The 24263-nt window shown below is 64.2% G+C and carries 32 protein-coding genes; 6 read left to right on the top strand and 26 right to left on the bottom strand.

What is annotated here, in order from left to right; genetic code table 11:
- Nucleotides 1-49 precede the first annotated feature (49 nt).
- From ACYVHH_RS13485 to rplN, 17 genes are all read right to left on the bottom strand, one after another.
- A complete protein-coding gene (locus ACYVHH_RS13485) occupies nt 50-1036 on the bottom strand; it encodes a DNA-directed RNA polymerase subunit alpha (protein WP_460565697.1) in 987 nt (328 codons plus the stop codon).
- Between the two features lie 108 nt (nt 1037-1144).
- Nucleotides 1145-1768 (bottom strand): 30S ribosomal protein S4, encoded by a 624-nt coding sequence (gene rpsD, locus ACYVHH_RS13480; protein ID WP_460565696.1) that lies wholly within the window; start codon nt 1766-1768, stop codon nt 1145-1147.
- 196 nt (nt 1769-1964) lie between these two features.
- Nucleotides 1965-2369, bottom strand: coding sequence for a 30S ribosomal protein S11 (rpsK, locus tag ACYVHH_RS13475; RefSeq protein ID WP_460565695.1), 405 nt, complete (start codon nt 2367-2369; stop codon nt 1965-1967).
- A 17-nt stretch (nt 2370-2386) separates the two neighbouring features.
- Nucleotides 2387-2752 carry a 30S ribosomal protein S13 gene (gene rpsM / locus ACYVHH_RS13470; protein ID WP_460565694.1) on the bottom strand — a complete coding sequence of 122 codons (366 nt, stop codon included), beginning with the start codon at nt 2750-2752 and terminating at the stop codon, nt 2387-2389.
- Between the two features lie 18 nt (nt 2753-2770).
- The gene (gene rpmJ, locus ACYVHH_RS13465; protein WP_072242940.1) at nt 2771-2884 is read right to left on the bottom strand and encodes a 50S ribosomal protein L36; all 114 of its coding nucleotides are present in this window, start codon (nt 2882-2884) and stop codon (nt 2771-2773) included.
- A gap of 31 nt (nt 2885-2915) precedes the next feature.
- Nucleotides 2916-3134, bottom strand: a complete 219-nt coding sequence (infA, locus tag ACYVHH_RS13460) for a translation initiation factor IF-1 (protein WP_043700245.1) — start codon at nt 3132-3134, stop codon at nt 2916-2918.
- A gap of 3 nt (nt 3135-3137) precedes the next feature.
- Nucleotides 3138-4457, bottom strand: coding sequence for a preprotein translocase subunit SecY (secY, locus tag ACYVHH_RS13455; protein WP_460565693.1), 1320 nt, complete (start codon nt 4455-4457; stop codon nt 3138-3140).
- Between the two features lie 25 nt (nt 4458-4482).
- A complete protein-coding gene (gene rplO, locus ACYVHH_RS13450; RefSeq protein WP_460565692.1) occupies nt 4483-4914 on the bottom strand; it encodes a 50S ribosomal protein L15 in 432 nt (143 codons plus the stop codon).
- 13 nt (nt 4915-4927) lie between these two features.
- A complete protein-coding gene (gene rpmD, locus ACYVHH_RS13445; protein WP_460565691.1) occupies nt 4928-5110 on the bottom strand; it encodes a 50S ribosomal protein L30 in 183 nt (60 codons plus the stop codon).
- Nucleotides 5111-5121: 11 nt separating this feature from the next.
- A complete protein-coding gene (rpsE, locus tag ACYVHH_RS13440; RefSeq protein ID WP_460565690.1) occupies nt 5122-5640 on the bottom strand; it encodes a 30S ribosomal protein S5 in 519 nt (172 codons plus the stop codon).
- A 14-nt stretch (nt 5641-5654) separates the two neighbouring features.
- The gene (gene rplR / locus ACYVHH_RS13435; RefSeq protein ID WP_460565689.1) at nt 5655-6020 is read right to left on the bottom strand and encodes a 50S ribosomal protein L18; all 366 of its coding nucleotides are present in this window, start codon (nt 6018-6020) and stop codon (nt 5655-5657) included.
- 11 nt (nt 6021-6031) lie between these two features.
- Nucleotides 6032-6565: a 50S ribosomal protein L6 gene (rplF, locus tag ACYVHH_RS13430; RefSeq protein ID WP_460565688.1), complete on the bottom strand. Its 534-nt coding sequence runs from the start codon at nt 6563-6565 to the stop codon at nt 6032-6034.
- A 24-nt stretch (nt 6566-6589) separates the two neighbouring features.
- Entirely contained in the window at nt 6590-6985 is a 396-nt protein-coding gene (rpsH, locus tag ACYVHH_RS13425) for a 30S ribosomal protein S8 (RefSeq protein ID WP_460565687.1), read from the bottom strand.
- Between the two features lie 17 nt (nt 6986-7002).
- Complete coding sequence (gene rpsN / locus ACYVHH_RS13420) at nt 7003-7308, bottom strand: 30S ribosomal protein S14 (protein WP_460565686.1); 306 nt, start codon at nt 7306-7308, stop codon at nt 7003-7005.
- Nucleotides 7309-7316: 8 nt separating this feature from the next.
- Complete coding sequence (gene rplE, locus ACYVHH_RS13415; RefSeq protein WP_460565685.1) at nt 7317-7856, bottom strand: 50S ribosomal protein L5; 540 nt, start codon at nt 7854-7856, stop codon at nt 7317-7319.
- Between the two features lie 2 nt (nt 7857-7858).
- Nucleotides 7859-8179: a 50S ribosomal protein L24 gene (gene rplX, locus ACYVHH_RS13410; RefSeq protein WP_460565684.1), complete on the bottom strand. Its 321-nt coding sequence runs from the start codon at nt 8177-8179 to the stop codon at nt 7859-7861.
- Nucleotides 8180-8188: 9 nt separating this feature from the next.
- Nucleotides 8189-8557 carry a 50S ribosomal protein L14 gene (gene rplN, locus ACYVHH_RS13405; protein ID WP_101049622.1) on the bottom strand — a complete coding sequence of 123 codons (369 nt, stop codon included), beginning with the start codon at nt 8555-8557 and terminating at the stop codon, nt 8189-8191.
- A gap of 245 nt (nt 8558-8802) precedes the next feature.
- On the opposite strand from rplN, the gene proC reads away from it, so the two are divergent.
- The gene (gene proC / locus ACYVHH_RS13400; protein ID WP_460565683.1) at nt 8803-9636 is read left to right on the top strand and encodes a pyrroline-5-carboxylate reductase; all 834 of its coding nucleotides are present in this window, start codon (nt 8803-8805) and stop codon (nt 9634-9636) included.
- Between the two features lie 7 nt (nt 9637-9643).
- Here the strand turns inward: proC and ubiA are convergent, their stop codons facing one another.
- The 6 genes from ubiA to ACYVHH_RS13370 form a co-directional block, all read right to left on the bottom strand.
- Nucleotides 9644-10501, bottom strand: coding sequence for a 4-hydroxybenzoate octaprenyltransferase (ubiA, locus tag ACYVHH_RS13395; protein WP_460565682.1), 858 nt, complete (start codon nt 10499-10501; stop codon nt 9644-9646).
- A gap of 34 nt (nt 10502-10535) precedes the next feature.
- Nucleotides 10536-11507, bottom strand: coding sequence for a LysR substrate-binding domain-containing protein (locus ACYVHH_RS13390; protein WP_460565681.1), 972 nt, complete (start codon nt 11505-11507; stop codon nt 10536-10538).
- Between the two features lie 13 nt (nt 11508-11520).
- Nucleotides 11521-13644 (bottom strand): ATP-dependent DNA helicase RecG, encoded by a 2124-nt coding sequence (gene recG, locus ACYVHH_RS13385; protein ID WP_460565680.1) that lies wholly within the window; start codon nt 13642-13644, stop codon nt 11521-11523.
- 30 nt (nt 13645-13674) lie between these two features.
- Entirely contained in the window at nt 13675-14763 is a 1089-nt protein-coding gene (locus tag ACYVHH_RS13380; protein WP_460565679.1) for a calcium/sodium antiporter, read from the bottom strand.
- A 5-nt stretch (nt 14764-14768) separates the two neighbouring features.
- Entirely contained in the window at nt 14769-15026 is a 258-nt protein-coding gene (locus ACYVHH_RS13375) for a TFIIB-type zinc ribbon-containing protein (protein WP_460565678.1), read from the bottom strand.
- A 115-nt stretch (nt 15027-15141) separates the two neighbouring features.
- Nucleotides 15142-16056 (bottom strand): LysR family transcriptional regulator, encoded by a 915-nt coding sequence (locus ACYVHH_RS13370; RefSeq protein WP_460565677.1) that lies wholly within the window; start codon nt 16054-16056, stop codon nt 15142-15144.
- A gap of 91 nt (nt 16057-16147) precedes the next feature.
- On the opposite strand from ACYVHH_RS13370, the gene ACYVHH_RS13365 reads away from it, so the two are divergent.
- Nucleotides 16148-17167 carry a sodium-dependent bicarbonate transport family permease gene (locus ACYVHH_RS13365; protein WP_460565676.1) on the top strand — a complete coding sequence of 340 codons (1020 nt, stop codon included), beginning with the start codon at nt 16148-16150 and terminating at the stop codon, nt 17165-17167.
- A gap of 15 nt (nt 17168-17182) precedes the next feature.
- On the opposite strand, the gene ACYVHH_RS13360 is transcribed toward ACYVHH_RS13365, so the two are convergent.
- Nucleotides 17183-17944 carry a ParA family protein gene (locus tag ACYVHH_RS13360; RefSeq protein ID WP_460565675.1) on the bottom strand — a complete coding sequence of 254 codons (762 nt, stop codon included), beginning with the start codon at nt 17942-17944 and terminating at the stop codon, nt 17183-17185.
- Between the two features lie 119 nt (nt 17945-18063).
- On the opposite strand from ACYVHH_RS13360, the gene ACYVHH_RS13355 reads away from it, so the two are divergent.
- From ACYVHH_RS13355 to tgt, 4 genes are all read left to right on the top strand, one after another.
- Complete coding sequence (locus ACYVHH_RS13355; RefSeq protein WP_460565674.1) at nt 18064-19536, top strand: sensor domain-containing diguanylate cyclase; 1473 nt, start codon at nt 18064-18066, stop codon at nt 19534-19536.
- Nucleotides 19537-19610: 74 nt separating this feature from the next.
- Nucleotides 19611-20687, top strand: a complete 1077-nt coding sequence (gene queA / locus ACYVHH_RS13350) for a tRNA preQ1(34) S-adenosylmethionine ribosyltransferase-isomerase QueA (RefSeq protein ID WP_460565673.1) — start codon at nt 19611-19613, stop codon at nt 20685-20687.
- Nucleotides 20688-20723: 36 nt separating this feature from the next.
- Entirely contained in the window at nt 20724-21428 is a 705-nt protein-coding gene (locus ACYVHH_RS13345) for a DUF3334 family protein (protein ID WP_460565672.1), read from the top strand.
- A 17-nt stretch (nt 21429-21445) separates the two neighbouring features.
- Nucleotides 21446-22630 (top strand): tRNA guanosine(34) transglycosylase Tgt, encoded by a 1185-nt coding sequence (gene tgt, locus ACYVHH_RS13340; RefSeq protein ID WP_460565671.1) that lies wholly within the window; start codon nt 21446-21448, stop codon nt 22628-22630.
- Between the two features lie 6 nt (nt 22631-22636).
- Here tgt and ACYVHH_RS13335 read toward each other — a convergent pair whose 3' ends face one another.
- Both ACYVHH_RS13335 and ACYVHH_RS13330 read right to left on the bottom strand, forming a co-directional pair.
- Nucleotides 22637-23689 (bottom strand): serine endopeptidase, encoded by a 1053-nt coding sequence (locus tag ACYVHH_RS13335; protein ID WP_460565670.1) that lies wholly within the window; start codon nt 23687-23689, stop codon nt 22637-22639.
- An 81-nt stretch (nt 23690-23770) separates the two neighbouring features.
- The coding region (locus tag ACYVHH_RS13330) for a lysophospholipid acyltransferase family protein (protein WP_460565669.1) at nt 23771-24263 on the bottom strand (493 nt) is incomplete at its 5' end.

Genomic DNA, 24263 nt, shown 5'->3' with positions numbered 1-24263 from the left:
GGCCGTATCAGGTACCGCAGGGGGTCAGGGGCTTACAAAAAACAGCAGATCAGTGCTTTTCCAGACCAGCGGGCGGCCAGTTTTCCAGCTTCATGCCCAGGGTCAGGCCGCGAGAGGCCAGCACTTCCTTGATTTCGTTGAGCGACTTGCGACCCAGGTTCGGGGTCTTGAGCAGCTCGTTCTCGGTGCGCTGGATGAGGTCACCGATGTAGTAGATGTTCTCTGCCTTGAGGCAGTTGGCGGAACGCACCGTGAGTTCCAGCTCGTCCACGGGACGCAGCAGGATCGGGTCGAACTGCTGGCTGCTGCGCGACGGCGTGGCACCGGCCTCGAAGGCGTTGGCGCCGTCGAGCTGCGCGAACACGGCCAGCTGTTCCACCAGGATCTTGGCGGCAGCGCGGACGGACTCCTCGGGACCCACGGCACCGTTGGTCTCGATTTCCAGGACCAGCTTGTCCAGATCGGTACGCTGTTCCACGCGGGCGTTTTCCACGGCGTAGCTCACGCGCTTGATCGGAGAGAACGACGCGTCCAGCACGATGCGGCCGATGGAACGGACGGAATCGTCATTGCGGCGCAGGTTGCCGGGCACATAGCCACGGCCCTTCTCGACCTTGATCTGCATGTCGAGCTTGGCGCCTGCGGACAGCGTGGCAATCACGTGCTCGGGGTTCAGGATCTCGACGTCGTGCGGGGTCTGGATGTCGGCAGCGGTCACAACACCTTCGCCGTCCTTGCGCAGGCTCAGCGTGACCTCGTCACGGTTGTGGAGCTTGAACACCACACCCTTGAGGTTCAGCAGGATGTTGACCACGTCTTCCTGGACGCCGTCGATGGAGGAGTACTCGTGCACCACACCCGCGATCGTCACCTCCGTCGGGGCGTGGCCCACCATGGACGACAACAGCACACGACGCAGGGCGTTGCCCAGCGTGTGGCCGTAACCACGCTCGAAGGGCTCGAGCGTCACTTTGGCACGGTTGGCCGACAGTTGCTCGACGTTGATGTTCTTGGGTTTGAGCAGGTTATTCAGCATGCGGACTTCCTTCAATACCCTCGGCTCGTTACACCGATAAGGCCGATGGAGCACAAAATCCCGGACCCCGCATGAAGCAGAATCCGGGCACTAAAGTGGATCTCGCGATCAGCGAGAGTACATTTCGACGATCAGCGACTCGTTGATGTCGGAACCGAATTCGTCGCGGTCAGGCACCTTCTTGAAGACGCCTTCGGCCTTGTCGGCGGCCACTTCAACCCAAGCCGGGAAACCGATCTGCTTGGCCAGCTCCAGGGCTTCCTTCACGCGGGCCTGGCCCTTGGACTTCTCGCGCACGGCGACCACGTCACCGGCTTTGACCAGGAATGAAGGAATGTTGACGCTCTGGCCGTTCACGACGATGGCTTTGTGCGACACCAGCTGGCGTGCCTCGGCGCGGGTGGAGGCAAAACCCATGCGGAACACAACGTTGTCCAGGCGGGATTCCAGCAGGGACAGCAGGTTGGCACCGGTGTTGCCACGGCGGCGGTCAGCCTCGGCGAAGTAGCGGCGGAACTGGCGCTCGAGCACGCCGTAGATGCGCTTGACCTTCTGCTTTTCGCGCAGCTGCAGACCGAAGTCGGAGGTGCGCTGACCAGAGGTACGGCCGTGCTGGCCGGGCTTCGAGTCGAACTTGGCCTTGTCGCTGATGGAGCGGCGTGCGCTCTTCAGGAGCAGGTCGGTGCCTTCACGGCGAGAGAGTTTGGCCTTGGGGCCGAGGTAACGTGCCACGTGGGTTTCCTTTCAAACTTCCGCCAGGGCCAACAACAGCCTCTTGCGGGAGCCGCCAGACGCATCAACTCAAAGGCTGATCCTGCCCGACGGCGGTGGTCTTAACGACAACGCCACCACAACACACGTCAATGCATTGCGGTGGCTTTCAAAACAAAAGCTTTGAATTATAGCGCGCGCAGGCGCTGCAGCGCAATCAGATGCGACGGCGCTTTTGCGGACGGCAACCGTTGTGCGGCACCGGGGTCACGTCGGAGATGGACGTGATCTTGATGCCCAGGGCGCCCAGGGCACGAACGGAGGACTCGCGGCCAGGGCCGGGGCCCTTGATCTCGACGTCCAGGTTCTTGATGCCCTGTTCCATGGCAGCGCGGCCAGCCACTTCGGAAGCCACCTGGGCTGCGAAAGGCGTGGACTTGCGGGAGCCCTTGAAACCCTGACCACCGGACGAAGCCCAGGACAGTGCGTTGCCCTGGCGATCGGTGATGGTGATGATGGTGTTGTTGAACGAGGCGTGCACGTGGGCAATACCGTCCGCGATGTTCTTGCGGACCTTCTTGCGCACGCGGGCTGCTGCGTTGCTGGAGGGTTGCTTAGCCATATCTGTCCTTTAACCGATTATTTCTTCAGCGACTGGGCGGCCTTGCGCGGACCCTTGCGGGTACGGGCGTTGGTCTTGGTGCGCTGACCACGCACGGGCAGGCCGCGGCGGTGACGGAAACCACGGTAGCAGCCGATGTCCATCAGGCGCTTGATGTTCATCGTGGTTTCACGACGCAGATCGCCTTCGATGGTGTAGGTGTTGACCTGATCGCGAACCTTTTCGAGTTCGGCGTCGGACAGCTCCTTGATCTTCTTGTCGTAAGCAATGCCGCAAGCTTCGCAAATCTTGCGAGCACGGGTACGACCGATACCGAAGATGGCGGTCAGGCCGATCTCGGCGTGCTTGTGAGGCGGAATGTTGATACCTGCAATACGTGCCATGGTGGTCCTCTAAACGTATCAGCCTTGACGCTGCTTGTGTCGCGGGTCGGTGCAGATGACTCGCACGACGCCATGGCGACGGATGATCTTACAGTTGCGGCACATTTTCTTGACCGAAGCCGAAACTCGCATGTTTCTCTCCTAGATAAATCTCAAAAACTCTTCACTTGGCGCGGAACACGATCCTGGCCCGGGTCAGGTCGTAGGGCGTGAGCTCCACCTTGACCTTGTCGCCGGGAAGAATGCGGATGTAGTGCATGCGCATCTTGCCGGAGATGTGACCCAGAACCACGTGACCGTTCTCCAACTTCACACGGAACGTGGCGTTGGGGAGGTTTTCAATGACCTCGCCCTGCATCTCAATGACGTCGTCTTTCGCCATTTTTCAAACACCTGGTGTTGCCTTGAAGTTGGCCTTTTTCAGCAACGATTCGTACTGTTGTGACATCACGTAGTTCTGAACCTGGGCCATGAAGTCCATGGTCACAACCACGATGATCAGCAGCGAGGTTCCACCGAAGTAGAACGGAACGTTGTACTTCAGGATCAGAAACTCAGGCAACAGACACACCAACGTGATGTAGATGGCACCGGCCAGGGTCAGACGCACAAGGATCTTGTCGATGTGACGCGCGGTCTGGTCCCCGGGGCGGATACCCGGAATGAACGCCCCGCTCTTCTTCAGGTTGTCGGCAGTCTCGCGACTGTTGAAGACCAACGCCGTGTAGAAGAAACAGAAGAACACGATGGCTGCGGCGTAGAACGCAACGTAGATCGGTTGCCCGGGCGACAGCGCGGCGGCGATGTCTCGCAGCCAGCGGGTGGCGTCACCGGTGCTGACCCAGCTCACCAGGGTGGTGGGCAGCAGGATGATCGACGAAGCGAAGATCGGAGGAATCACACCCGCCATGTTCAGCTTGAGGGGCAGGTGGGACGACTGGCCGCCGTACACCTTGTTGCCCACCTGACGGCGTGCGTAATTCACCAGGATCTTGCGCTGTCCGCGTTCGACAAAGACCACGAAGTAGGTGACCAGGACCACCAGTGCCACGATGAAGACGGACACCAGAATGTTCATGGCACCGGTACGAACCAGCTCCAGCAACCCACCGACGGCGTTGGGCAAACCGGCAGCAATACCTGCAAAGATCAGGATAGAGATGCCGTTACCCAAACCACGCTCGGTGATCTGCTCCCCCAGCCACATCAGGAACATCGTCCCTGCGACCAGGCTCACCACCGCCGTGAAGCGGAAGGCAAAACCGGGATCGATCACCAGACCAGGCGAGCTTTCCAGTGCCACGGCAATGCCGAGCGCCTGGAAAATGGCCAGACCCAGTGTCCCGTAGCGGGTGTACTGCGTGATCTTGCGACGGCCGGCCTCGCCTTCCTTCTTCAGCTGCTCGAACGTGGGAACCACGTAGGTCATCAACTGCATGATGATCGAGGCCGAGATGTAGGGCATGATCCCCAACGCGAACACGGTGAAGCGCGAAAGCGCACCGCCCGAGAACATGTTGAAGAGGCTCAGGATACCGCCCTGCTGGCCCTTGAAGAGCTGTTCCAGCTGGGCGGGATCGATCCCCGGCACAGGAATGTGCGCGCCAATGCGGTAAACCACCAAGGCCAGGAGCAGGAACACAAGACGGCGACGCAAATCGCCGAACTTGCCTGTCTTGGCTAGGGTTGCTGCGTTCGTGGCCACAAGCGTTTCCGTGTGTTATGCCAGATCAGGCCAGCGAGCCGCCAGCGGCTTCGATGGCTGCCTTCGCACCAGCGGTGGCACCGATGTTGGACAGCTTGACGGCGATGCTGAGCTCGCCAGTCTTGATGACCTTGACCTTCTTGGCCAGCTCGGGCACCAGGCCTGCCTGCTTCAGCACCAGGACGTCCACTTCGGACGCGCCCAGAACCTGCAGATCAGCCAGGGTGACTTCCGCGTTGAACTTCAGGCTTTGAGATTTGAAACCGCGCTTGGGCAGACGGCGCTGCAAAGGCATCTGACCGCCTTCGAAGCCGACCTTGTGGTAGCCACCGGCACGGGACTTCTGGCCCTTGTGACCGCGGCCGGCGGTCTTGCCCAGACCGGAGCCGATGCCACGGCCCACGCGACGCTTGGCGTGCTTGGCACCAGCTGCGGGCTTGAGAGTGTTGAGTTCCATGTCTTGACTCCGATCAGATCACTTTGACCAGGTAGCTGATCTTGTTGATCATGCCGCGCACTGCGGGGGTGTCCTGCAGTTCGCTGACGCTGTTGAGCTTGCGCAGACCCAGGCCACGCACGGTGGCGCGGTGGGACTCTTTGCAACCGATGGGGCTGCGCACGAGTTGCACTTTGATGGTGTTGGTGGTCGTCATGATCGTTCCAATCAACCCAGGATGTCTTCCACCGACTTGCCACGCTTGGCGGCCACTTCGGCAGGAGTCGTCGAGTTCTTCAGGGCGTCCAGCGTGGCGCGCACCAGGTTGTAGGGATTGCTCGAGCCATGGCTCTTGGCCACGACGTCGGTCACACCCAGCACCTCGAACACAGCACGCATCGGGCCGCCGGCGATGATGCCGGTACCTTTGACGGCGGGCAGCATCATCACGTTGGAGGCGCCGTGGCTGCCTTGCACCGCGTGATGCAGGGAGCCGCTCTTGAGCGCCACCTTGAACATGTTGCGGCGGGCTTCGTCCATGGCTTTTTGCACGGCCACGGGCACTTCGCGGGCCTTGCCCTTACCCATACCGACGCGGCCATCGCCATCACCGACCACGGTCAGCGCGGCGAAACCCATGATGCGGCCGCCCTTGACCACTTTGGTCACGCGGTTGACCGCAATCATCTTCTCGCGCAAGCCGTCGTCGTTGGCTTCGCTCTTCACATTTGCTTGCATCTTTGCCATTTGCATTTCCCCAATCAGAACTGCAGGCCGGCTTCACGCGCGGCATCTGCCAGGGCTTTGACACGGCCGTGGTAAGCAAAACCGGAACGGTCGAAGGCCACTTTCTCGATGCCGGCGGCTTTCGCCTTTTCGGCAATGCGCTTGCCGATCAGCTCGGCAGCGGCTTTGTTGCCACCTTTACCGGAGGCACCCAGCTGTGCACGCACTTCGGCTTCGGCGGTGGACGCAGAGGCCAGCACCTTGGAGCCGTCGCCAGAGATGACGTTGGCATAGATGTGCAGGTTCGTGCGGTTCACGGTCAGACGCACGGCGCCTTGCTGTGCAATGCGGATGCGGGTCTGACGGGCACGGCGCAAACGCTGTTCTTTTTTCGTCAACATGTTCGCAGTCCTTATTTCTTCTTGGTCTCTTTGATGACGACCTTCTCATCCGCATAACGGATGCCCTTGCCCTTGTAAGGCTCGGGGGGACGCACGGCACGGATCTCAGAAGCGATCTGGCCCACGCGCTGACGGTCGGCGCCCTTGACCACGATTTCGGTCGGGGTCGGGGTGGCGACGGTGATGCCAGCAGGCATCACGAAGTCGACGGGGTGGGAAAAGCCCACAGCCAGGTTCAGCTTGTTGCCGGAAGCGGCGGCCTTGTAGCCCACGCCCACCAGGCTCAGCTTCTTCTCAAAGCCCTTGCTCACGCCCAGGACCATGTTGTTGACCAGCTGGCGGATGGTGCCGCTCATGGCGTTCGCATCGCGCGAATCGTCCACCGGGGTGAACGACAGCTTGGAGTCGGCGTTCACGACCTTGACCAGCGGGTTCAGGGCCAGGTCCATCGCACCGAGAGCACCCTTGACACTGATGCTTTCCGGCTTGACGGTCACTTCCACGCCTTGCGGAATGGCCACAGCCAATTTACCTACACGAGACATTTCAGATTCTCCTCAATGCCCGCGTCAGGCGACGTAACACAAGACTTCACCGCCGACACCGGCAGCGCGGGCTTTGCGATCGGTCATCACACCCTTGGGCGTGGTGACGATGGCAACCCCCAGACCGTTCTGGACCTGGGGAATGGATTTAGCACCCTTGTAGATGCGCAGGCCAGGACGGCTAACGCGCTCGATACGCTCGATCACGGGGCGGCCGGCGTAGTACTTCAGGGCGATCTCGAGCTGGCTCTTGCCGCCCTCGACCTTGACTTGGAAACCGTCGATGTAACCCTCGTCCTTCAGCACTTGCGCGATGGCGGCCTTCACTTTGGAAGAAGGCATGGCCACGGTGGCCTTGTCGACCATCTGCGCGTTGCGGATGCGGGTCAGCATATCGGCGATAGGATCACTCATGCTCATTTCGTTACTCCTACGGCTTACCAGCTGGCCTTGGTCACGCCGGGAATTTCACCGGCAAAAGCCATTTCGCGGACTTTCATGCGGCCGAGGCCGAACTGCTTGAAAGTGCCACGGGGGCGACCGGTGATTTCACAACGGTTGCGCTGGCGGGTCGGGTTGGCGTTGCGGGGCAGTTTCTGCAGGGCCAGACGGGCGGCGTCACGTTCCTCGTCGGAACGCTGCGCATCCTTGGAGATGGCCTTCAACTCGTTGTATTTGTTGGCAAACTTGGCGGCGAGTTTTTCGCGCTTGAGTTCACGCTGGAGCAAAGCTTGTTTAGCCACACGCCACCTCAGTTCTTGAACGGGAAACGGAAACCAGCCAGCAGAGCCTTGCACTCTTCGTCGCTCTTGGCCGTCGTCGTGATGCTGATGTTCAGACCACGCAGTGCATCCACCTTGTCGTATTCGATTTCGGGGAAGATGATCTGCTCTTTCACGCCGATGTTGTAGTTGCCGCGGCCGTCGAAAGCCTTGCCGGAAATACCACGGAAGTCACGCACGCGGGGCAGAGCCACGGTCACGAAACGGTCCAGGAATTCGTACATCTGGGCACCACGCAGGGTCACCATGCAGCCGATGGCCTGGCCTTCGCGGATCTTGAAACCGGCGATGGCCTTGCGAGCCTTGGTCACGACGGGCTTCTGGCCGGCGATCTTGGTCAGGTCGCCCACGGCGTTGTCCATGACCTTCTTGTCGGCCACGGCTTCGCTGACGCCCATGTTCAGGGTGATCTTGGTGATGCGCGGCACTTCCATCACGGAGGTGTAGCCAAACTGCTCCTTCAGAGCAGGCGCAATCTTGTCGCGGTAGATTTGTTGGAAGCGTGCCATGGTCATGCCACCTTGATTTCTTCGCCGCTGGACTTGTAGACGCGCACTTTCTTGCCGTCAGCCAGCACTTTCACACCCACGCGGTCGGCTTTGCCGGTGGCCGCGTTGAAGATGGCCACATTGGACTGGTGGATGGGCATGGATTTCTCCACGATGCCACCGGCCACACCCTTCATGGGGTTGGGCTTGGTGTGCTTCTTCACCAGGTTCACACCTTCGACCAGCACGCGCTCTTCGTCTGCACGCTGGACCACGGTGCCACGCTTGCCCTTGTCGCGGCCAGCGATGACGATCACTTCGTCGCCTTTACGGATCTTGTTCATGACGATTCCTTACAGGACCTCGGGCGCCAGGGACACGATCTTCATGAACTTCTCGGTACGCAGCTCGCGCGTCACGGGTCCGAAGATGCGGGTGCCGATGGGCTCCAGCTTGGCGTTCAGCAACACAGCGGCGTTGCCATCGAACTTGATCAAGGCACCGTCGCCACGGCGGATGCCCTTGGCGGTGCGAACGACCACAGCGTTGTAGACCTCGCCTTTTTTGACGCGGCCACGCGGTGCGGCTTCCTTGATGCTCACTTTGATGATGTCGCCCACGCTGGCGTACCGGCGCTTGGAACCACCCAGCACCTTGATGCACATCACGGACTTGGCACCCGTGTTGTCAGCAACATCGAGTCGAGATTGCGTTTGGATCATTTGATTTAAGTCCCAACTTGAATCCCAGCCACCACCACGGCAGCAGGCGATCAGTCTTGGGCCCGTCGTCACCAGCGCGTTTTCACTAGGAAAACACCCAGGCTTCGGTGGGCAGAAATACTTCACCCACGAGGGCGAAGCTGCGCATTGTGGCACATCGGAATCAGCGAGTCAAGTACCCCCGGCGGCACAAGTTGTGGCCCGGGCACCACAAATCTCAACGGAAACGGTGACAATGCTTGGCCATGAACACCAGCACCCTCCCTTCAGGTACCCGCCTGGCCTTCATCGGCGGCGGGAACATGGCCAGCGCGATCATTGGCGGGCTGATCCGCCAGGGTCTGCCTGCGACACAGATCGACGTGGTCGAACCCTTTGCCGCCCAGCGGGACAAGTTGCGCGCCGAATTCGGGGTGCAGACTTTCGAGCAGGCTGACCCCGCACTGGGTACGGCACACGCCGTGGTTTGGGCGGTGAAGCCCCAGACGTTCAAGGATGCTGCACTGGCCTGCGCCGCCCACACGCACAATGCGCTGCACCTGAGCGTGGCCGCAGGTATCCGCAGCGACAGCATGGTTGCCTGGTTGGGCACCGAGCGCATTGTGCGCGCCATGCCCAACACCCCAGCGCTTGTCGGGCTTGGGATGACGGGGCTGTATGCCCGCCCAGCGGCAAGCCCGGAGGACCGGAGATTGGTGGATGCCGTGGTCGGCACCACCGGGCGTTTCGTCTGGCTCAACGCGGAGTCGGATCTGGACGCCGTGACCGCCCTGTCCGGCTCCGGCCCTGCCTATGTGTTTTACTTCCTGGAGGCCATGCGCCGTGCGGGCACCGAGATGGGGCTGAGCGGGCAGACCGCCACCGAGTTGGCGATTGGCACATTTGTGGGTGCTGCGACCCTGGCGCAATCGTCTGACGAACCACCCGAGGTGCTGCGGGAGCGCGTGACCTCCAAGGGCGGCACGACCTACGCTGCGCTCACGTCGATGGCGGACAGCGGCGTGGCCGACGCCTTCGTCAAGGCCATGCACGCCGCACGCGAACGCGCCCGCGAACTGGGCGACGAATTCGGCCGCTGAGACCCGCTCACCCCAATGCCAGCTGGAGCGCCAGCCCGGCAAACAGGGTGAAGCCCAGCCAGTGGTTCAGCCGGAAGGCGCGGAAGCACCCCTCGCGGGTGCGTCCGCGGATCATGGAGTAGTGCCAAACCACTTGCACCAGTGCCAGCACCAGCCCCAGACCGAACAGCCAGCCCCCGGCCAACGGCCACAGCAAGGCACCCCACAAGCCCAGGTGAACCAGATAGAAAGACGTGACGGCCAGCACGTCCCAGCGGCCCAGGGTGATGGCCGAGGTCTTCATCCCGATCTTGAGGTCGTCGTCGCGGTCCACCATGGCGTATTCGGTGTCGTAGGCCAGCACCCAGAACAGGTTGGCCACCAGCAGCGCCCAGGCCTGCCACGGCACCTGGCTCTGCACCGCAGCGTAGGCCATGGGTATGCCAAAGCTGAAGGCCACGCCCAGCACCGCCTGCGGCATGGACACCACGCGCTTGGCGTAGGGGTAGACCAGCGCCACGGCCAGCGCCGGGAACGACCAGGCCACGGCCGCCGCCGTGGTGGTCAGCACCAGCAAAAAGGCAACGAAGGCCAGCACCGCGCCGACGGCCAGCGCCTCCTTCACCGAGATGCGGCCGCTGGTCACCGGCCGCTGGGCGGTGCGCTTGACGTGGCGGTCGAAGTCGCGGTCGGCCACGTCATTCACACAACACCCGGCACTGCGCATGAGGATGGTGCCCAGCACGAACACCGCCAGCAGGTGCCAGCCCGGCCAGCCGCCCGAGGCCACCCAGAGCGCGGACAGGCTGGGCCACAGGAGCAACAGCCAGCCCGCTGGGCGGTTCCAGCGGATCAGATCGAGATAGAGGGAGAGCTTGTCGCGCACAGTGGAAAGAGCCGAGGATAAGGGGAAAATCAGGTCAGGACGACAGGCGTTTGACGCCCGGCAGTTCACAGGCGTAGATGGCGTTGCGCAGGGCAGCGATGGCCTCGTAGCGGGTGAAGCTGCGCCGCCAGGCCAGCACCACGCGACGCGTGGGCGGGTCCCCCGCGAACGGCAGGTAGCGCACATAGGAGCTGTCGCCCGGTCCAGAACCAGGTGGCAGGGTCTTGGCACCTGGCTCCAGTGCAGACGCGGGCACGCTCAGGCGCGGCACCAGGGTGATGCCCATGCCCGCAGCCACCATGTGCTTGATGGTCTCCAGCGACGACCCCTCGAAACTCTTGCGGATGCCCTCGGCGTCGTTGGAAAAACGGGCGAACTCGGGGCAGACCTCCAGCACATGGTCGCGGAAGCAGTGCCCGGTGCCCAGCAGCAGCATGGTCTCCTGCTTCAGTTCTTCGGCGGTGATGTTGTCGCGCTGGGCCAGCGGATGCGTGACGGGCACCACGGCAACAAAAGGCTCGTCGTACAGCGGGGCAATGGCCAGGTTGGTGTCGGGGAAGGGTTCGGCAAGCACGGCGGCGTCGATTTCGCCCAGGCGCAGTTGCTCGAGCAGCTTGGCCGTGAGGTTTTCCTGCAGCATCAGCGGCATCTGCGGCGTGTGCTCGATCACCTGGCGGACCAGGTCGGGCAGCAGGTAGGGGCCGATGGTGTAGATGACACCCAGCCGCAACGGCCCGGCCAGCGGGTCCTTGCCGCGCTTGGCAATCTCTTTGATGGAAGCGGCCTGCTCCAGCACGACCTGGGCCTGACGCACGATCTCCTCGCCCAAGGGCGTGACCGCCACTTCACTGGCGTTGCGCTCGAAGAGCTTGAGTTCCAGCTCTTCTTCCAGCTTCTTGATGGCCACGCTAAGCGTGGGCTGCGAGACGAAGCAGGCCTCAGCCGCCTTGCCGAAGTGCTTCTCGCGCGCCACGGCGACGATGTATTTGAGTTCGGTCAGGGTCATGGCTGCTATCGGTTCAGGCTTTCAGATAGTCGGATTTTCCACCCAACCAGCGATCCACGTGTTTTTGCGCCATATCGGGCCATTTGGCAAGCATTCTGGGCGCCCAGGCCCGCGCCCATTCCAGCAGGTGGGTATCTGTGTTGAGGTCAGCGAAGCGCAGCATGGCCGCGCCGGACTGGCGCGCACCCAGGAATTCGCCTGGGCCGCGTATCTCCAGATCGCGCCGGGCGATTTCAAAGCCGTCGTGGGTCTCCGCCATGGCGCGCAGGCGCTCGCGCGCGGTCTCGCTGACCCGCCCGCCCTCGTTGGTGGCGTAAAGCAGCACGCAGGCAGAGGCCGCCGCACCGCGCCCCACCCGGCCGCGCAGCTGGTGCAACTGGCTCAAACCAAAGCGCTCGGCATGCTCGATGACCATGAGCGAGGCGTTGGGCACATCCACCCCCACCTCAATGACGGTGGTGCTGACCAGCACGCCCATGGCCCCGCTGCTGAAGAGCGCCATGACGGCCTTCTTCTCGGCCACCGGCATGCGGGAATGCAACAGCCCCACCAGCACGGGTGAACCATCCGGCCCGGTGATGCCCGTCATGGCCGCACTCAACTCGGCATGGGTCGCGGTGGCGTTGTTCAGGTCCAGCGCCTCGCTTTCCTCGATGAGCGGACACACCCAATAGACCTGCCGTCCCTGCGCCACCTGGGCACGGATGCGCTCGATCACCTCGTCGCGGCGGCTGTCGGCCACGACCTTGGTGACGATGGGCGTACGCCCCGGCGGCAACTCGTCGATGGTGGATACATCCAGATCGGCGTAGTAGCTCATGGCGAGCGTGCGCGGGATGGGGGTGGCGCTCATCATCAGCAGGTGGGGCTCCAGGCCAGCGTCCTGCATCTTCTCGCGCAGGGCCAGGCGCTGGGCCACGCCGAAGCGGTGTTGCTCGTCGATGAGCGCCAGCGCCAGCCGCTGAAAACGCACCTGCTCCTGGATGACGGCGTGTGTGCCCACCACCAGGGCGGCACGGCCGCTTTCGATGCGATCGAGCATCTCCTTGCGTTCTTTCTTTTTCTGACTGCCGGTAAGCCAGGCCACTTCCTTTCCCAAGGGTTCCAGCAAGGGCGTGAGCCAGCCAACCAATTTGGCAAAGTGCTGCTCTGCCAGGATCTCGGTAGGCGCCATCAGCGCACACTGCCAGCCAGCGTCGATGGCCAGCGTGGCGGCCAGTGCGGCCACCACCGTCTTGCCGCTGCCCACGTCGCCCTGCAACAGGCGGTGCATGGGTACCGGGCGGGCCAGGTCCTGGGCAATTTCATCGCCCACACGGCGTTGCGCGTGGGTGAGCTGGAACGGCAGCGCGGCCAGCAACTGCTCATGCAGCCCCCCGGTGCGCGCAGCCAGCGCGGGAGCGCGCAGCCGGTCGCGCTCCAGCTTGGCCTGGTGCTGGGACAGTTGCTGGGCCAGCAACTCTTCGGCCTTGAGTCGCTGCCACGCTGGGTGCGAACGGTCTTCCAGCGCGGCCAGCGAAACGTCCGGCGCGGGATGGTGCAGAAAGCGCAGCGCCTGGCGCAGCGTCCAGCCACGCACGCCAGGGCATTCGGCCACGGCTTCGGGCGGCACGGTGTCGCCCAGGTCGGCACGCTCCAGCCCCGACACCACGGCGCGGCGCAGATAGGCCTGCGGCAAACCCGCGCTGGTGGGATACACCGGCGTGAGCGCATCGGGCAGCTCCCCACCCGCCGCGTGAAAGCTGGGGTGCATCATGGTCCAGCCCAGGAAGCCGCCGCGCAGTTCACCCCGCGCCCGGATGCGCGCGCCCGGGACCAGGGTCTTCTGGTGCGAGGGGTAGAAGCTGAAGAAGCGCAGCGTGCAGGTGTCGCTGCCGTCGTCCAGGGTGACGAGCAACTGGCGGCGCGGACGAAAGCTCACCTCGCTGGCGGTGACAGTGCCCTCGATCTGCACGGCCCCGCCCTCGCGCGCGTCAGCCAGCCGGACGATGCGCGTTTCGTCCTCATAACGCAGGGGCAGGTGCAAGGCCAGGTCGATGGCGCGCACCAGACCGAGCTTGCGCATCGCCTTCTGCGGCGCGGACAGCGGCTTGCGCTCGGCGGCGGCCGGTGGCGGATGGGACACGGCGTCGGGCATGGCGGCATTGTGCCGCAGCCCGGGCGCCCATCAGGACGCGGAAGGTGATTTCTGACGCAGCAGCACCACCACAAAAGTCACGATGGTCAAGGGCACCACGAAGCCCATCATGGTGGCGGAATAGGCTGGCAAAGCGGCGTGCTGCTGCGCTGCCAGGATCAGATAGACCACGTAGGCCACGTAATAGCCAAGGAAGACCCCGCCTTCCCAACGGGCGATCTCCCGCCCCGTCAGGAACACGGGCAAGCAGGCGAACAGCGCCGCAAGCATCACCCAGATGTCAAACGTGAGCACGGACGAAGCCAGCGGCAAACCGAGCGCTCCGGACGCCACGCCGCCCAGGCCCACGCACCCCAGGATGTTGAAGGTATTGCTGCCCACCACGTTGCCCACGGCAATGTCACGCTCCCCCTTGAAGGCGGCCGTCAGAGAGGTGGCGACCTCGGGCATGGACGTCCCGGCGGCCACGATCGTCAGGCCGATGACCAGGTCACTCACACCCAGCGCCTTGGCAAACGCCACCGACGACGACACGAGCCAGTCGGAGCCGAGCACAAGCATGCCCAGGCCAGCGGCGATCAGCGCCACTTGCACCGGCCAGCGCGCGTCCCAGGCATTGACGGGCGACGGCTGGAGCTCTGCTTCGAATTCGCTGGCCGCGGCCGCCGACTCCCGGCGTGACTGCACGATGAGGAAGACGGTGTACAACACCATCAGCACCAGCAGCAGGGCGCCGTCGACCCAGCTGATGCTGCCGTCCAGGCCGAGCACCAGCATGAGCAGCGCCGCCCCCAGCATGATGGGGACCTCCTGGCGGATCAGCTGCACGTGCACCACCAAAGGCGCGATGAGCGCGCTGGCCCCCAGGATGAAGAGGACGTTGAAGATGTTGCTGCCCACCACGTTGCCGATGGCGATATCGCTCTGGCCGTTGAGGACGGCCCCAGTCGACACGGCCATCTCGGGCGCGCTCGTGCCAAAGGCAACGATGGTCAGCCCGACCACCAGAGGGGAAATCCCCAGGGAAAGGGCCAGTTTCGAGGCGCCCCGGACCAAGGCATCGGCCCCGATGATCAGGGCGGCCAGTCCGGCAATGAAAAACATGAGGTGGGTCAGCATCGGGATCAGTCGAAAATTTCGCTCAGCCAGGATTTGTATTTGCGCTTGCCATGCCCGGTATACCCGTACCCGGAATCGACGAAACCGGGGCGGCGAGGCGGCACGGCAGGGGCGCTTGCTGCGGGCGCGGCACTGCGCTCAATCAGCTTGTCGAGTTCGCCTCTGTCGAGCCAGACACCTCTGCACTGCGGACAGTAATCGATTTCGACGCCTTGTCGCTCCGTCATCACCAGCACGACATCGACACAGTGTGGACACTTCATCGGGCAACCTTTCGCAAAACGGCAAGAGTCGACATGCTAGGGATTGTCAGATTTCGGAAGAAGCAGAATATGACTGAAGCAAACTCCTGCTTTATCTGAAATTTTGCCACTACCGTCATTCCCGGCCCGTGTGGCGCGTGATGCCGTGCGCCTGCGTGAGCAGGTGCTGCTGGAACACGCGTGCCAGCGGCGACAGCTGTTTGCCGCGGAGGTGAACGATGTACCAGCTGGCGTGGATGGGGAAGTCCTCCACGTCGAGCACACAAAGCCCCTCGCCGGCAACGTCCGGCGCCAGCGCATGGCGTGACAGCACCGACAGCCCCATGCCGCCCGCGACCGCCTGCTTGATGGCCTCGTTGCTGCCCAGCGCCAGACGGACCTGCGGCGTGAAGGCGTGTGCGCGGAAGTGGGCTTCCGCCGCCATGCGCGTGCCCGACCCCGGTTCACGCAAGATGAAACGCTCGCCAGCCAGCTCTGCCAGCGGGATGGCTGGCCTGCCAGCCAGCGGGTGCCCGCTGGGCGCCACCACCACGAGCGGGTTGGGCAGGAACTCGCGCTGCTCGATGTCCAGGTCCTTTGGCGGTATGGACATGATGGAGATGTCGTCCTGGTTGCGCCGCAGGCGCTGGACGACCCCGTCGCGGTTGAGGATTTCCAGGGCGATCTCGACTTCGGGGTAGGCCTTGCAGAACGCACCCAGCCAGCGCGGCACGAAGTACTTGGCGGTGCTCACCACCGCCACCCGCAGCTGGCCTTGGTGCAGCCCCTTCATGGCGGCCACCTGCTGCTCGAACAGCGACCATTCCCCCACCATGGCCCTGGCCGTGCTGGCCAGCGCCTCACCCGCCGCCGTGAGGTACACCTTCTTGCCAATGACTTCGTGCAAGGGCAGGCCCACGGCGTCGGCCAGCTCACGCAACTGCATGGAGGCCGTGGGCTGGGTGACGTGGGTGGCCCGCGCGGCGGCGCTCACGCTGCCCAGGTCGGCCAGCGCCAAGAAGAGCCGCAACTGTCGAAAGGTGGCATTCATAGATAAATACCTATACATATTCTGCAATAAATCGATTTTACTTAATTGATGGTTTTCCCTAGCATCGGGTCCAGTTGAACCTTGGACCGCCATGCAAAACCTCATCGACCCCGCCATCCTCTTTTTCGTCTTCGGCGTGCTGGCCGGCACCGTGAAGTCCAACCTGGAGATTCCGGCACCCATTTCGCGCTTCCTGTCGCTGTACCTGCTGATGGCGCTCGGCCTGAAGGGCGGCTTTGCGCTGGCAGCATCCGGCTTCACGCTGGACGTGGCCCGCAGCCTGGGCGCCGCCGTGGCGCTGGCAGTGCTGGTCCCGCTGCTGGGCTACTGGCTGTTGCGCCGCGTGCTGGCGCCACTGGACGCTGCCGCCGTGGCGGCCACCTACGGCTCGGTGAGTGCCGTCACCTTCATCACGGCAGTGCAGACGCTGGAAAGCCAGGGCCTGGCCTACGGCGGCTACATGGCTGCGGCCATGGCGCTGATGGAGTCCCCCGCGATCATCATGGCCGTGGTGCTGGCCAACGCGTTGCGCCAGCGCGCTGCCGCCAGCCAGACCGCAGGCATCCAGACAGGGGGCGTAGCGATCCTCGGCGGCCCCTCGGGTCAGAGCGGCAACGGCTTCTCGCTGGGCAAGGTGCTGCACGAGTCCTTCACCGACGGCGCCCAGCTCCTGCTGCTGGGTGCGATAGTCATTGGCCTGACCACGGGTGAATCGGGCCACACCGCCATGAAGCCGTTCACCGGTGACCTGTTCAAGGGCATGCTCGCCTTCTTCCTGCTGGACATGGGGCTGCTGGCCGCCCGCAACATGCCCAAGGTGCGTGGCCAGTCGCCCTGGCTGATCGCGTACGCCGTGCTGGGGCCGCTGGTGCATGCCACCCTGGCGCTTGGCCTGTGCGCACTGCTGGGCATCGGCGCGGGCGACGCCTCGCTGCTGATGGTGCTGGCGGCCAGCGCCTCTTACATCGCCGTGCCCGCCGTGCTGCGCCACGCCATCCCCGAAGCCAACCCCTCGCTCTACTTCGGCCTGTCGCTGGGGGTGACCTTCCCGCTCAACATCCTGTTCGGTATCCCGCTGTACCTGCAAGCGGCCCACTGGGCGCTGGGCTGAGCCCGGCCGGCAAGTTCAGAGCCGGGCGTGCAGTTCCACCAGCGCCTGGGTCAGCTTGTGGCGGGGTTCCAGGTGGATCATGGGGCGCGAGAGCTGGTGCGACTCGCGCACCTTCACCGATGAGGGCAGGTAGGGCTCCAACACCGGTAGCCCTTCGTCCAGCAGATCCTGCACCAGGCGCTTTGGCAAGTTGGCACGCGGCTGGAACTGGTTGACGACAATGCCCTTGACCTGCAGCTCCGGGTTGTGGTCGGCGCGGATTTCCTGCACGTTTTCCAACAGGATATAGAGCGCTTGCCTAGAGAAATCGTCGCAATCGAAGGGGATGAGACAGCCGCTGGCCCCCATCAGCGCCGAGCGGGTGTAGAAGTTCAGCGCGGGCGGGGTGTCGACGTAGATGCGGTCGTAGCTCTCCGTCAACTGCTGCAGAGCCTCGCGCAACTTGTAGATCTTGTGGCGCGACTCCAGCTTGGACGCCAGTTCGTCCAGCCGGGGGCTGGCAGCCATGAGGTGCAGACCCTCGAACGGCGTGGCCAGGACGAAGTCGGTGGGCGGTACCGGTCGGAAACTGAAGCTCAGCGTCTGCTCGAAGAAGGTGGCCACCGTGGGCTGGTCGTCGGCCACCTGCCCGCCCACCAGGTAATGGGTGGAGTTGCCTTGCGGGTCCAGGTCGATCACCAAAGTGCGCAGCCCCTGCGCCGCGCTGATGGCCGCCAGGTTGCAGGTGATGGTGGACTTGCCCACCCCGCCTTTCTGGTTGAAAACGACGAGCGGCATGAGGGACTTCCTTCCGGTGCTTGGGTGATACTGATGGTTTCGCCACCCGATGGTACGGCATTTGCTGCGGCGCAGCAAATTACACTCCAAGACCCTCCGGCCGCCACGAAAGACACACCATGCCTGCCCTGTCCGACCACGAACACATGTTCGAACTGGCCCCCGTTTCGCTGTGGCTGGAAGACTACAGTGGCCTCAAGGCGCTCTTTGAACGCTGGCGCGCCCTGGGCGTGACCGACCTGCGCGCCCATCTGCGCCAGGACCCGGCCCGTGTGGGCGAGTGCACGGCCTGCCTGAAGGTGCTGCAGGTGAACCGGCGCACCCTGGAGCTGTTCGGCGCGGCCACGCAGGAAGAACTGGTGGCCAACCTGGACAAGGTGTTCTCGCGCGACATGCACCACACGGTCGTCGAGGAGCTTTGCGCCCTGTGGGACGGCGCCCTGGAATTCGCCAACCAGACTGTGAACTATGCCCTGGACGGCCGCCGCCTGGACGTGGATGTGCGTGCACGCATGCTGCCCGGACACGAAGGCGACTGGAGCCGGATGCTCGTCTCGCTGGAAGACATCACCGAACGCGTGCAGGCTGCCGCCGGACTGCAGCGCAGCGAGCAATACGCCCGTGATCTGTTCGAACGCTCCCCCGTCTCCCTGTGGGTGGAGGATTTCCAGGCCGTCAAGCAGCTGGTGGACGAAGTGCGCGCCCAGGGCATTCAGGACTTCCGCGTGTTCCTGAAGGTGCACCCGGAGTTCGTGACCCGCTGCATGCAGGAAATCCGCGTCATCGACGTGAACCGCCTGACGCTGCGCATGTTCAGCGCCAGCGACAAACACCACCTGCTGCGCGACCTGGGGCAGGTCTTCCGTGACGAGATGCACGACTCCTTCGCCGAGCAGCTCATCGACCTGTGGGAAGGCAAGCTCTTCCAACAGCGCGAGGTGGTGAACTACTCGCTCAACGGCGAGTTGCTGCACATCCACATGCAGTTTTCGGTGCTGGACGGCCACGAAGCCGATTGGGGCCTGGTGCTGGTGTCGCTGGTCGACATCACCGCCCGCAAGAAGGCCGAGGCCTACCTGGAATACCTGGGCAAGCACGACGTGCTCACCAAGCTGCGCAACCGCGCCTATTACGCCGACGAGATCAACCGCCTCACGCGCAAGGGGCCGTGGCCAGTGAGCGTGCTGGCCATCGACCTCAACGGGCTGAAGCAGGTGAACGACGACGAGGGCCACGGCGCCGGTGACGAGATGCTACGTCGCGTGGGCGAGGTGCTGTCCAAGGCGGTGGACGCGCCGGCCTGCGCTGCACGCATCGGCGGCGACGAATTCGCCGTGCTGCTGCCCGCCACGGACGCGGCTGGCGCCACAGCCGTCCAGGACCGCATCCTCTCCGTGCTGGAGCTGAACAACCAGTTCTACACGGGGCACCCGCTGAGCCTGTCCATCGGCCAGGCCACCTGCCAGGCCGGGGAGTCCCTGAGCACCGCGCTGCAGCAAGCCGATCTGGCGATGTACCAGGCCAAGGCACGCTATTACGAGGAAAGCGGCATCGAGCGCCGCCGCAACAACCGCGCCCCGGTCAAGCCTTGAGCCGTCTGGACGCACCAAACTGGCACAATCACGGCTTTTCAACTTGGAACGGGCCCGTCCGGCCCTCAAGCACCATGACGCATGCCTTGCCAGGCGCTCCGCGCGCCTTCACCCTCAGCGACTTCGACTTCTCGCTGCCCCCCGAACTCATTGCGCAACACCCGGCGGCCGAACGCAGTGCTTCCCGCCTGCTCGACGGCACCGGCCCCGCGCCACAGGACCGCATCTTCCGTGATCTGCCTGGCCTGCTGCGCGAAGGCGACCTGCTGGTGTTCAACGACACCCAGGTGATCAAAGCCCGTCTGTACGGGGAGAAATCCTCCGGCGGCAAGGTGGAGCTGCTGGTGGAGCGCGTGCTGCCCGGTCCCGGCCACGAGGTGGTGGCACACATGAAGGTCAGCAAGAAGCCGCCAGTGGGCGCGACGCTGCGCATGTACGCGGGCGGCACCACGGAAATGGCCTTCACCGCCACGCTGCTGGGCCGCTGGCCGAATGACGACGGCCCGCTGTTCCGCTTTGCCTTCAGCGGCGAGCCGCACGCGCTGATGGCCGCCCACGGCCATGTGCCGCTGCCTCCTTACATCGAACACGGCGATACCGCCGAGGACGAGCGCCGCTACCAGACCGTGTTCGCCAAGCACCCCGGCGCGGTGGCTGCGCCCACTGCCGCCCTGCACTTCGACGAAGGCGTGCTGGCCGAACTGGACGCCCGCGGCGTGCAACGCGCCAGCGTCACGTTGCACGTGGGTGCAGGCACCTTCCAGCCCTGCAAGACCGAAAACATTGCCGAGCACGTGATGCACAGCGAGTGGTACCAGGTGCCCGAAGCCACGCAGCAGGCCGTGCGCGACACCCAGGCCCGTGGCGGGCGCGTGGTGGCCGTGGGCACCACCAGCGTGCGCACGCTGGAGAGCTGGGCACGCACGAGCCAGGCCAGCGGCGACACCGACATCTTCATCACCCCCGGCTTCCCGTTCCGCGCAGTGGACGTGCTCATCACCAACTTCCACCTGCCCAAGAGCACGCTCATGATGTTGGTGAGCGCCTTTGCCGGATACGAGCAGGTGATGGCGCTGTACCGCCACGCCATCTCGCATAACTACCGTTTTTTCAGCTATGGTGATGCCATGCTGCTAAAGAAGGCCGCCTGAGGGCGGCCAAGTCCGTCAACCCAACGAGAAAACGATATGGCTGCTGACCGTTCCGAAGTCATCTTCGACACCGAAGACCTGCTGATGAGCCTGTGCAATTCCGTGACCAAGGTGCTAAACGCGGCCACCCACAGCGACATCACCTACTCCGGCATGGTGCAGCGCATCCAGAAGACCTGCCTGAAGCCGGACATTGGCTGCTTTGTGCTGTTCGACGGCGGGTTTTCGGGTCTGGTGATCCTGAATTTCACCGCGCCCGCCGCCATGGAGCTGTACCAGAGCTACCTGCTGAGCATGGGCATGTCCAAGGAGGACTTGGCCAGCTCCTACACCTCGGACGAGGTGGCCAACGTGATGGGCGAGCTGATGAACCAGGTGCTGGGGGACTTCACCAGCAAGATCCGGCGCGAACTGCACACCCACATCACCCAGAACCAGCCCAAGATGCTGGTGCTGAACAAGCAGGTGGTGCTGAGCGTGGACGCCAACCTGGACCACCCCGAAGCGCGCCGCGTGACCTTCTACACCGGCCGCAACAACATCTTTTACCTGGAACTGGCGATCGACCGCACCGAGTTCGTCAAGCTCTACGACTTCGAGCCGCAGGAAGCCCCCGACCCGGATGCGCTGATGGCGCAGGTCTCCAGCCCGGCCGCCAGCCCCGCGCCCGCCCAACCAGCTGCAGGCGCCAAAGGCGGCGACAGCGATACCGACGAACTGCTGCGATCCCTGGGCATGTGAGCCCCCCGACACCCACCATGTTGAAGTTCGACCTCCTCAAGAACGACCCCGACAGCCACGCCCGCCGTGGCACGCTCACGCTCAACCACGGCGTGGTGCAGACCCCCATCTTCATGCCCGTGGGCACCTACGGCACCGTCAAGGGCATGATGCCGCAAAGCCTGCACGACATGGGCGCGCAGATCATCCTGGGCAACACCTTCCACCTGTGGATGCGCCCGGGGCTGGACATCATGAAAGGCTTTGGCGGCCTGCACCAGTTTGAAAAGTGGAACAAGCCCATCCTCACGGACTCGGGCGGCTTCCAGGTGTGGAGCCTGGGCGCCATGCGCAAGATCACCGAGGAAGGGGTGCACTTCGCCTCACCCGTGAACGGCGACAAGCTGTTCATGTCGCCCGAGGTGAGCATGCAGATCCAGACCATTCTGAACAGCGACATCGTGATGCAGCTGGACGAGTGCACACCGTACTGGCAGGGTGAAAAGGGCAGCGGCCACATCACCACCGAGGCCGAGGCGCGCAAGAGCATGGAGATGAGCCGCCGCTGGGCCTTGCGCTCCAAGAACGAATTCGAGCGTCTGGGCAACCCCAACGCGCTGTTCGGCATTGTGCAGGGAGGGATGTTCGAGCACCTGCGCCAGGAGTCGCTGGAGGCGCTGGTGGAAATGGACTTCCCCGGCTACGCCATTGGCGGCGTGAGCGTGGGCGAACCCAAGGACCTGATGCTGCAGATCATGGCGCACACGCCGCACCGCCTGCCCGCACACAAGCCACGCTACCTGATGGGCGTGGGCACGCCGGAAGACCTGGTGGACGGCGTGGCCTGCGGCGTGGACATGTTCGACTGCGTGATGCCCACGCGCAACGCGCGCAACGGCACCATCTTCACCCGTTACGGCGACCTGAAGATACGCAACGCCCGCCACAAGGCCGACCCGCAGCCGCTGGACACCACCTGCACCTGCTACGCCTGCGCGGGTGCCAGCGGCGTGAGCTGGGACGCCGGTGGTCGCGAAGGCTTCAGCCGTGCCTACCTGCACCACCTGGACCGTTGCGGCGAGATGCTGGGCCCCATGCTCACCACCATCCACAACCTGCACTACTACCTGAACCTGATGCGCGAGGTGCGCGAGTCTCTGGACGCGGGGACCTTCAGCGCCCTGCGCGCACGTTTCAAGGCCGACCGGGCACGCGGGGTCTGACGCGGCTCAACCCGCCGGGGGCTGCGCGGCGGCCTGTTCCCCGCAGCTCTGGCAGTAACGCGTGAACGCGCTCTTGCGCGTGTGGCAGCCACCGCAGCGGCTGAACAGGCACAGGCCGCAGTGGGCACAGAAGTCGACGTTGCCGTCCTTCAGGTCCACTGGCCGCTCGCAACCCGGGCACACGCTCTTGGCCAATCGGGCCTGTGCCAGGTCGTAGTCCAGCTCTTTGCGGCGCTGGGCGTCGGGCAGGGTTTCGGCGGCCTTCTGCCGCTCCAGGTAGCGGTTGAGCGCCACGATGGCGTACCGCCCCACCAGAACCGTCACCACAATGCCCACGGTGTAGCGCACGTAACCGCCGTAGCTGGGCAGGTAGGGCACCAGCTCCACGAAGAAGGTGAAGACCGCGAAGATGATGAAACCCCAGACAAAGGGCCACCAGGTGCTCTTGCGCTGGCGTGCGAACAGCCAGCCCGCCACCGCCAGCAGCGGCAGCGTCAGGGCCAGACGGTAGCCGAACACGCGAAGCTCCTGGGCACGCAGCGCGGCCTGCCACGCCTCGCGGGCGCCCTCCTCCATCTGCCGCAGTTGCGCATGCGCGCGGCCTTCGGCCTGCCGGGCGTCCAGCATGGCCTGCTGCTGCGCCTCCACCGCAGCCAGGGCGTCGCGCTCGGCCTGGCGCAAACCGTCCAGCTCGGCGGTCCGGCGCACCAGCTCCGGGTCTTGCTCGGGGCGTTCAGTGGCACGGCGTGTGGCCAGCCAGTTGCCGAAGGTGTCGCGCGCTGCGCGGTGGTCGGATTGCGCCACCTGGTGCTTCAGCTGCGCCTGCTCCAGCGCCTGCTGCGCGTCGCGTGCCTGCGCCTGTGCGGTCTTGGCGGCGTCACGCAGGCGCCTGGCCTGGGCCGCGTCCATGAAGTCGTCCAGGCTCTGGCGCTGCTCCACCTTGGGCAGGTCCCCCACGATGGTCCCGCCCAAACCCACCAGAAAGCTGGCAAACACCAACGCCACCAGCCACAGGCCACGGCGGAACCACTTTTCTGACAAACGCAAGGCTTTGCTCATGGTCTTTCCTCCTTCGTTCTACAGGGCGAATGCTCTCCGCAGTCGCCGCATCCTGGCCCGGCACAGGCCCGCACGGCGCACTTACGCCAGCAAACCCGCCACACGCTCGCGCAAGGCTTCCGGCGTCACGCCATCGACCTTCAGCGGTTCACCTGCATTCAGTCCCACGCGGCTGAACAGTCCCCGCCGGAACGGCCGCACCATGGCCACGCGCTGGCCGTTGCGCAGCTCGATGCGGCTGAAGAACGAGCCCCACAGGTTGGTCAGCGCCATGGGCACCACGGGCACATCCAGCCCGTCGGCGCGGGCGCGCTCCAGAATCTTCATGATGCCGCCCTTGAACGGCTGCAACGTCCCATCCTGGGTGATGCCGCCCTCAGGGAAGATGGCCAGCAGATCGCCCTCGCGCAGCACCTGCGCGGCGGCATCGAACGCGGCCTCGTAGGTGGCAGGGTCATCCTTCTGCGGTGCGATGGGAATGGTCTTGGCCAGGCGGAACAGCCAGGCTCTATGCCGTTTTGTGTGGAAACGCTTCGCGTCATGTCGGCATGGCTGGCGCGAACGGACTGGCCGG

Source organism: Hydrogenophaga aquatica, from assembly GCF_054780915.1.
The sequence above is the reverse complement of the archived record's forward strand: the minus strand, read 5'-3'. Positions and strand labels throughout refer to the sequence as shown.

What these genes read in the sequence shown, in the direction of transcription:
- ACYVHH_RS13485 (WP_460565697.1), bottom strand. Translation starts at nt 1,036, where the DNA reads ATGCTGAATAACCTGCTCAAACCCAAGAACATCAACGTCGAGCAACTG.
- rpsK (WP_460565695.1), bottom strand. Translation starts at nt 2,369, where the DNA reads ATGGCTAAGCAACCCTCCAGCAACGCAGCAGCCCGCGTGCGCAAGAAG.
- rpsM (WP_460565694.1), bottom strand. Translation starts at nt 2,752, where the DNA reads ATGGCACGTATTGCAGGTATCAACATTCCGCCTCACAAGCACGCCGAG.
- rpmJ (WP_072242940.1), bottom strand. Translation starts at nt 2,884, where the DNA reads ATGCGAGTTTCGGCTTCGGTCAAGAAAATGTGCCGCAACTGTAAGATC.
- infA (WP_043700245.1), bottom strand. Translation starts at nt 3,134, where the DNA reads ATGGCGAAAGACGACGTCATTGAGATGCAGGGCGAGGTCATTGAAAAC.
- rplO (WP_460565692.1), bottom strand. Translation starts at nt 4,914, where the DNA reads ATGGAACTCAACACTCTCAAGCCCGCAGCTGGTGCCAAGCACGCCAAG.
- rpmD (WP_460565691.1), bottom strand. Translation starts at nt 5,110, where the DNA reads ATGACGACCACCAACACCATCAAAGTGCAACTCGTGCGCAGCCCCATC.
- rpsE (WP_460565690.1), bottom strand. Translation starts at nt 5,640, where the DNA reads ATGGCAAAGATGCAAGCAAATGTGAAGAGCGAAGCCAACGACGACGGC.
- rplR (WP_460565689.1), bottom strand. Translation starts at nt 6,020, where the DNA reads ATGTTGACGAAAAAAGAACAGCGTTTGCGCCGTGCCCGTCAGACCCGC.
- rplF (WP_460565688.1), bottom strand. Translation starts at nt 6,565, where the DNA reads ATGTCTCGTGTAGGTAAATTGGCTGTGGCCATTCCGCAAGGCGTGGAA.
- rpsH (WP_460565687.1), bottom strand. Translation starts at nt 6,985, where the DNA reads ATGAGCATGAGTGATCCTATCGCCGATATGCTGACCCGCATCCGCAAC.
- rplE (WP_460565685.1), bottom strand. Translation starts at nt 7,856, where the DNA reads ATGGCACGCTTCCAACAAATCTACCGCGACAAGATTGCGCCTGCTCTG.
- rplX (WP_460565684.1), bottom strand. Translation starts at nt 8,179, where the DNA reads ATGAACAAGATCCGTAAAGGCGACGAAGTGATCGTCATCGCTGGCCGC.
- rplN (WP_101049622.1), bottom strand. Translation starts at nt 8,557, where the DNA reads ATGATCCAAACGCAATCTCGACTCGATGTTGCTGACAACACGGGTGCC.
- proC (WP_460565683.1), top strand. Translation starts at nt 8,803, where the DNA reads ATGAACACCAGCACCCTCCCTTCAGGTACCCGCCTGGCCTTCATCGGC.
- ACYVHH_RS13390 (WP_460565681.1), bottom strand. Translation starts at nt 11,507, where the DNA reads ATGACCCTGACCGAACTCAAATACATCGTCGCCGTGGCGCGCGAGAAG.
- recG (WP_460565680.1), bottom strand. Translation starts at nt 13,644, where the DNA reads ATGCCCGACGCCGTGTCCCATCCGCCACCGGCCGCCGCCGAGCGCAAG.
- ACYVHH_RS13380 (WP_460565679.1), bottom strand. Translation starts at nt 14,763, where the DNA reads ATGCTGACCCACCTCATGTTTTTCATTGCCGGACTGGCCGCCCTGATC.
- ACYVHH_RS13375 (WP_460565678.1), bottom strand. Translation starts at nt 15,026, where the DNA reads ATGAAGTGTCCACACTGTGTCGATGTCGTGCTGGTGATGACGGAGCGA.
- ACYVHH_RS13370 (WP_460565677.1), bottom strand. Translation starts at nt 16,056, where the DNA reads ATGAATGCCACCTTTCGACAGTTGCGGCTCTTCTTGGCGCTGGCCGAC.
- ACYVHH_RS13365 (WP_460565676.1), top strand. Translation starts at nt 16,148, where the DNA reads ATGCAAAACCTCATCGACCCCGCCATCCTCTTTTTCGTCTTCGGCGTG.
- ACYVHH_RS13360 (WP_460565675.1), bottom strand. Translation starts at nt 17,944, where the DNA reads ATGCCGCTCGTCGTTTTCAACCAGAAAGGCGGGGTGGGCAAGTCCACC.
- ACYVHH_RS13355 (WP_460565674.1), top strand. Translation starts at nt 18,064, where the DNA reads ATGCCTGCCCTGTCCGACCACGAACACATGTTCGAACTGGCCCCCGTT.
- queA (WP_460565673.1), top strand. Translation starts at nt 19,611, where the DNA reads ATGACGCATGCCTTGCCAGGCGCTCCGCGCGCCTTCACCCTCAGCGAC.
- ACYVHH_RS13345 (WP_460565672.1), top strand. Translation starts at nt 20,724, where the DNA reads ATGGCTGCTGACCGTTCCGAAGTCATCTTCGACACCGAAGACCTGCTG.
- tgt (WP_460565671.1), top strand. Translation starts at nt 21,446, where the DNA reads ATGTTGAAGTTCGACCTCCTCAAGAACGACCCCGACAGCCACGCCCGC.
- ACYVHH_RS13335 (WP_460565670.1), bottom strand. Translation starts at nt 23,689, where the DNA reads ATGAGCAAAGCCTTGCGTTTGTCAGAAAAGTGGTTCCGCCGTGGCCTG.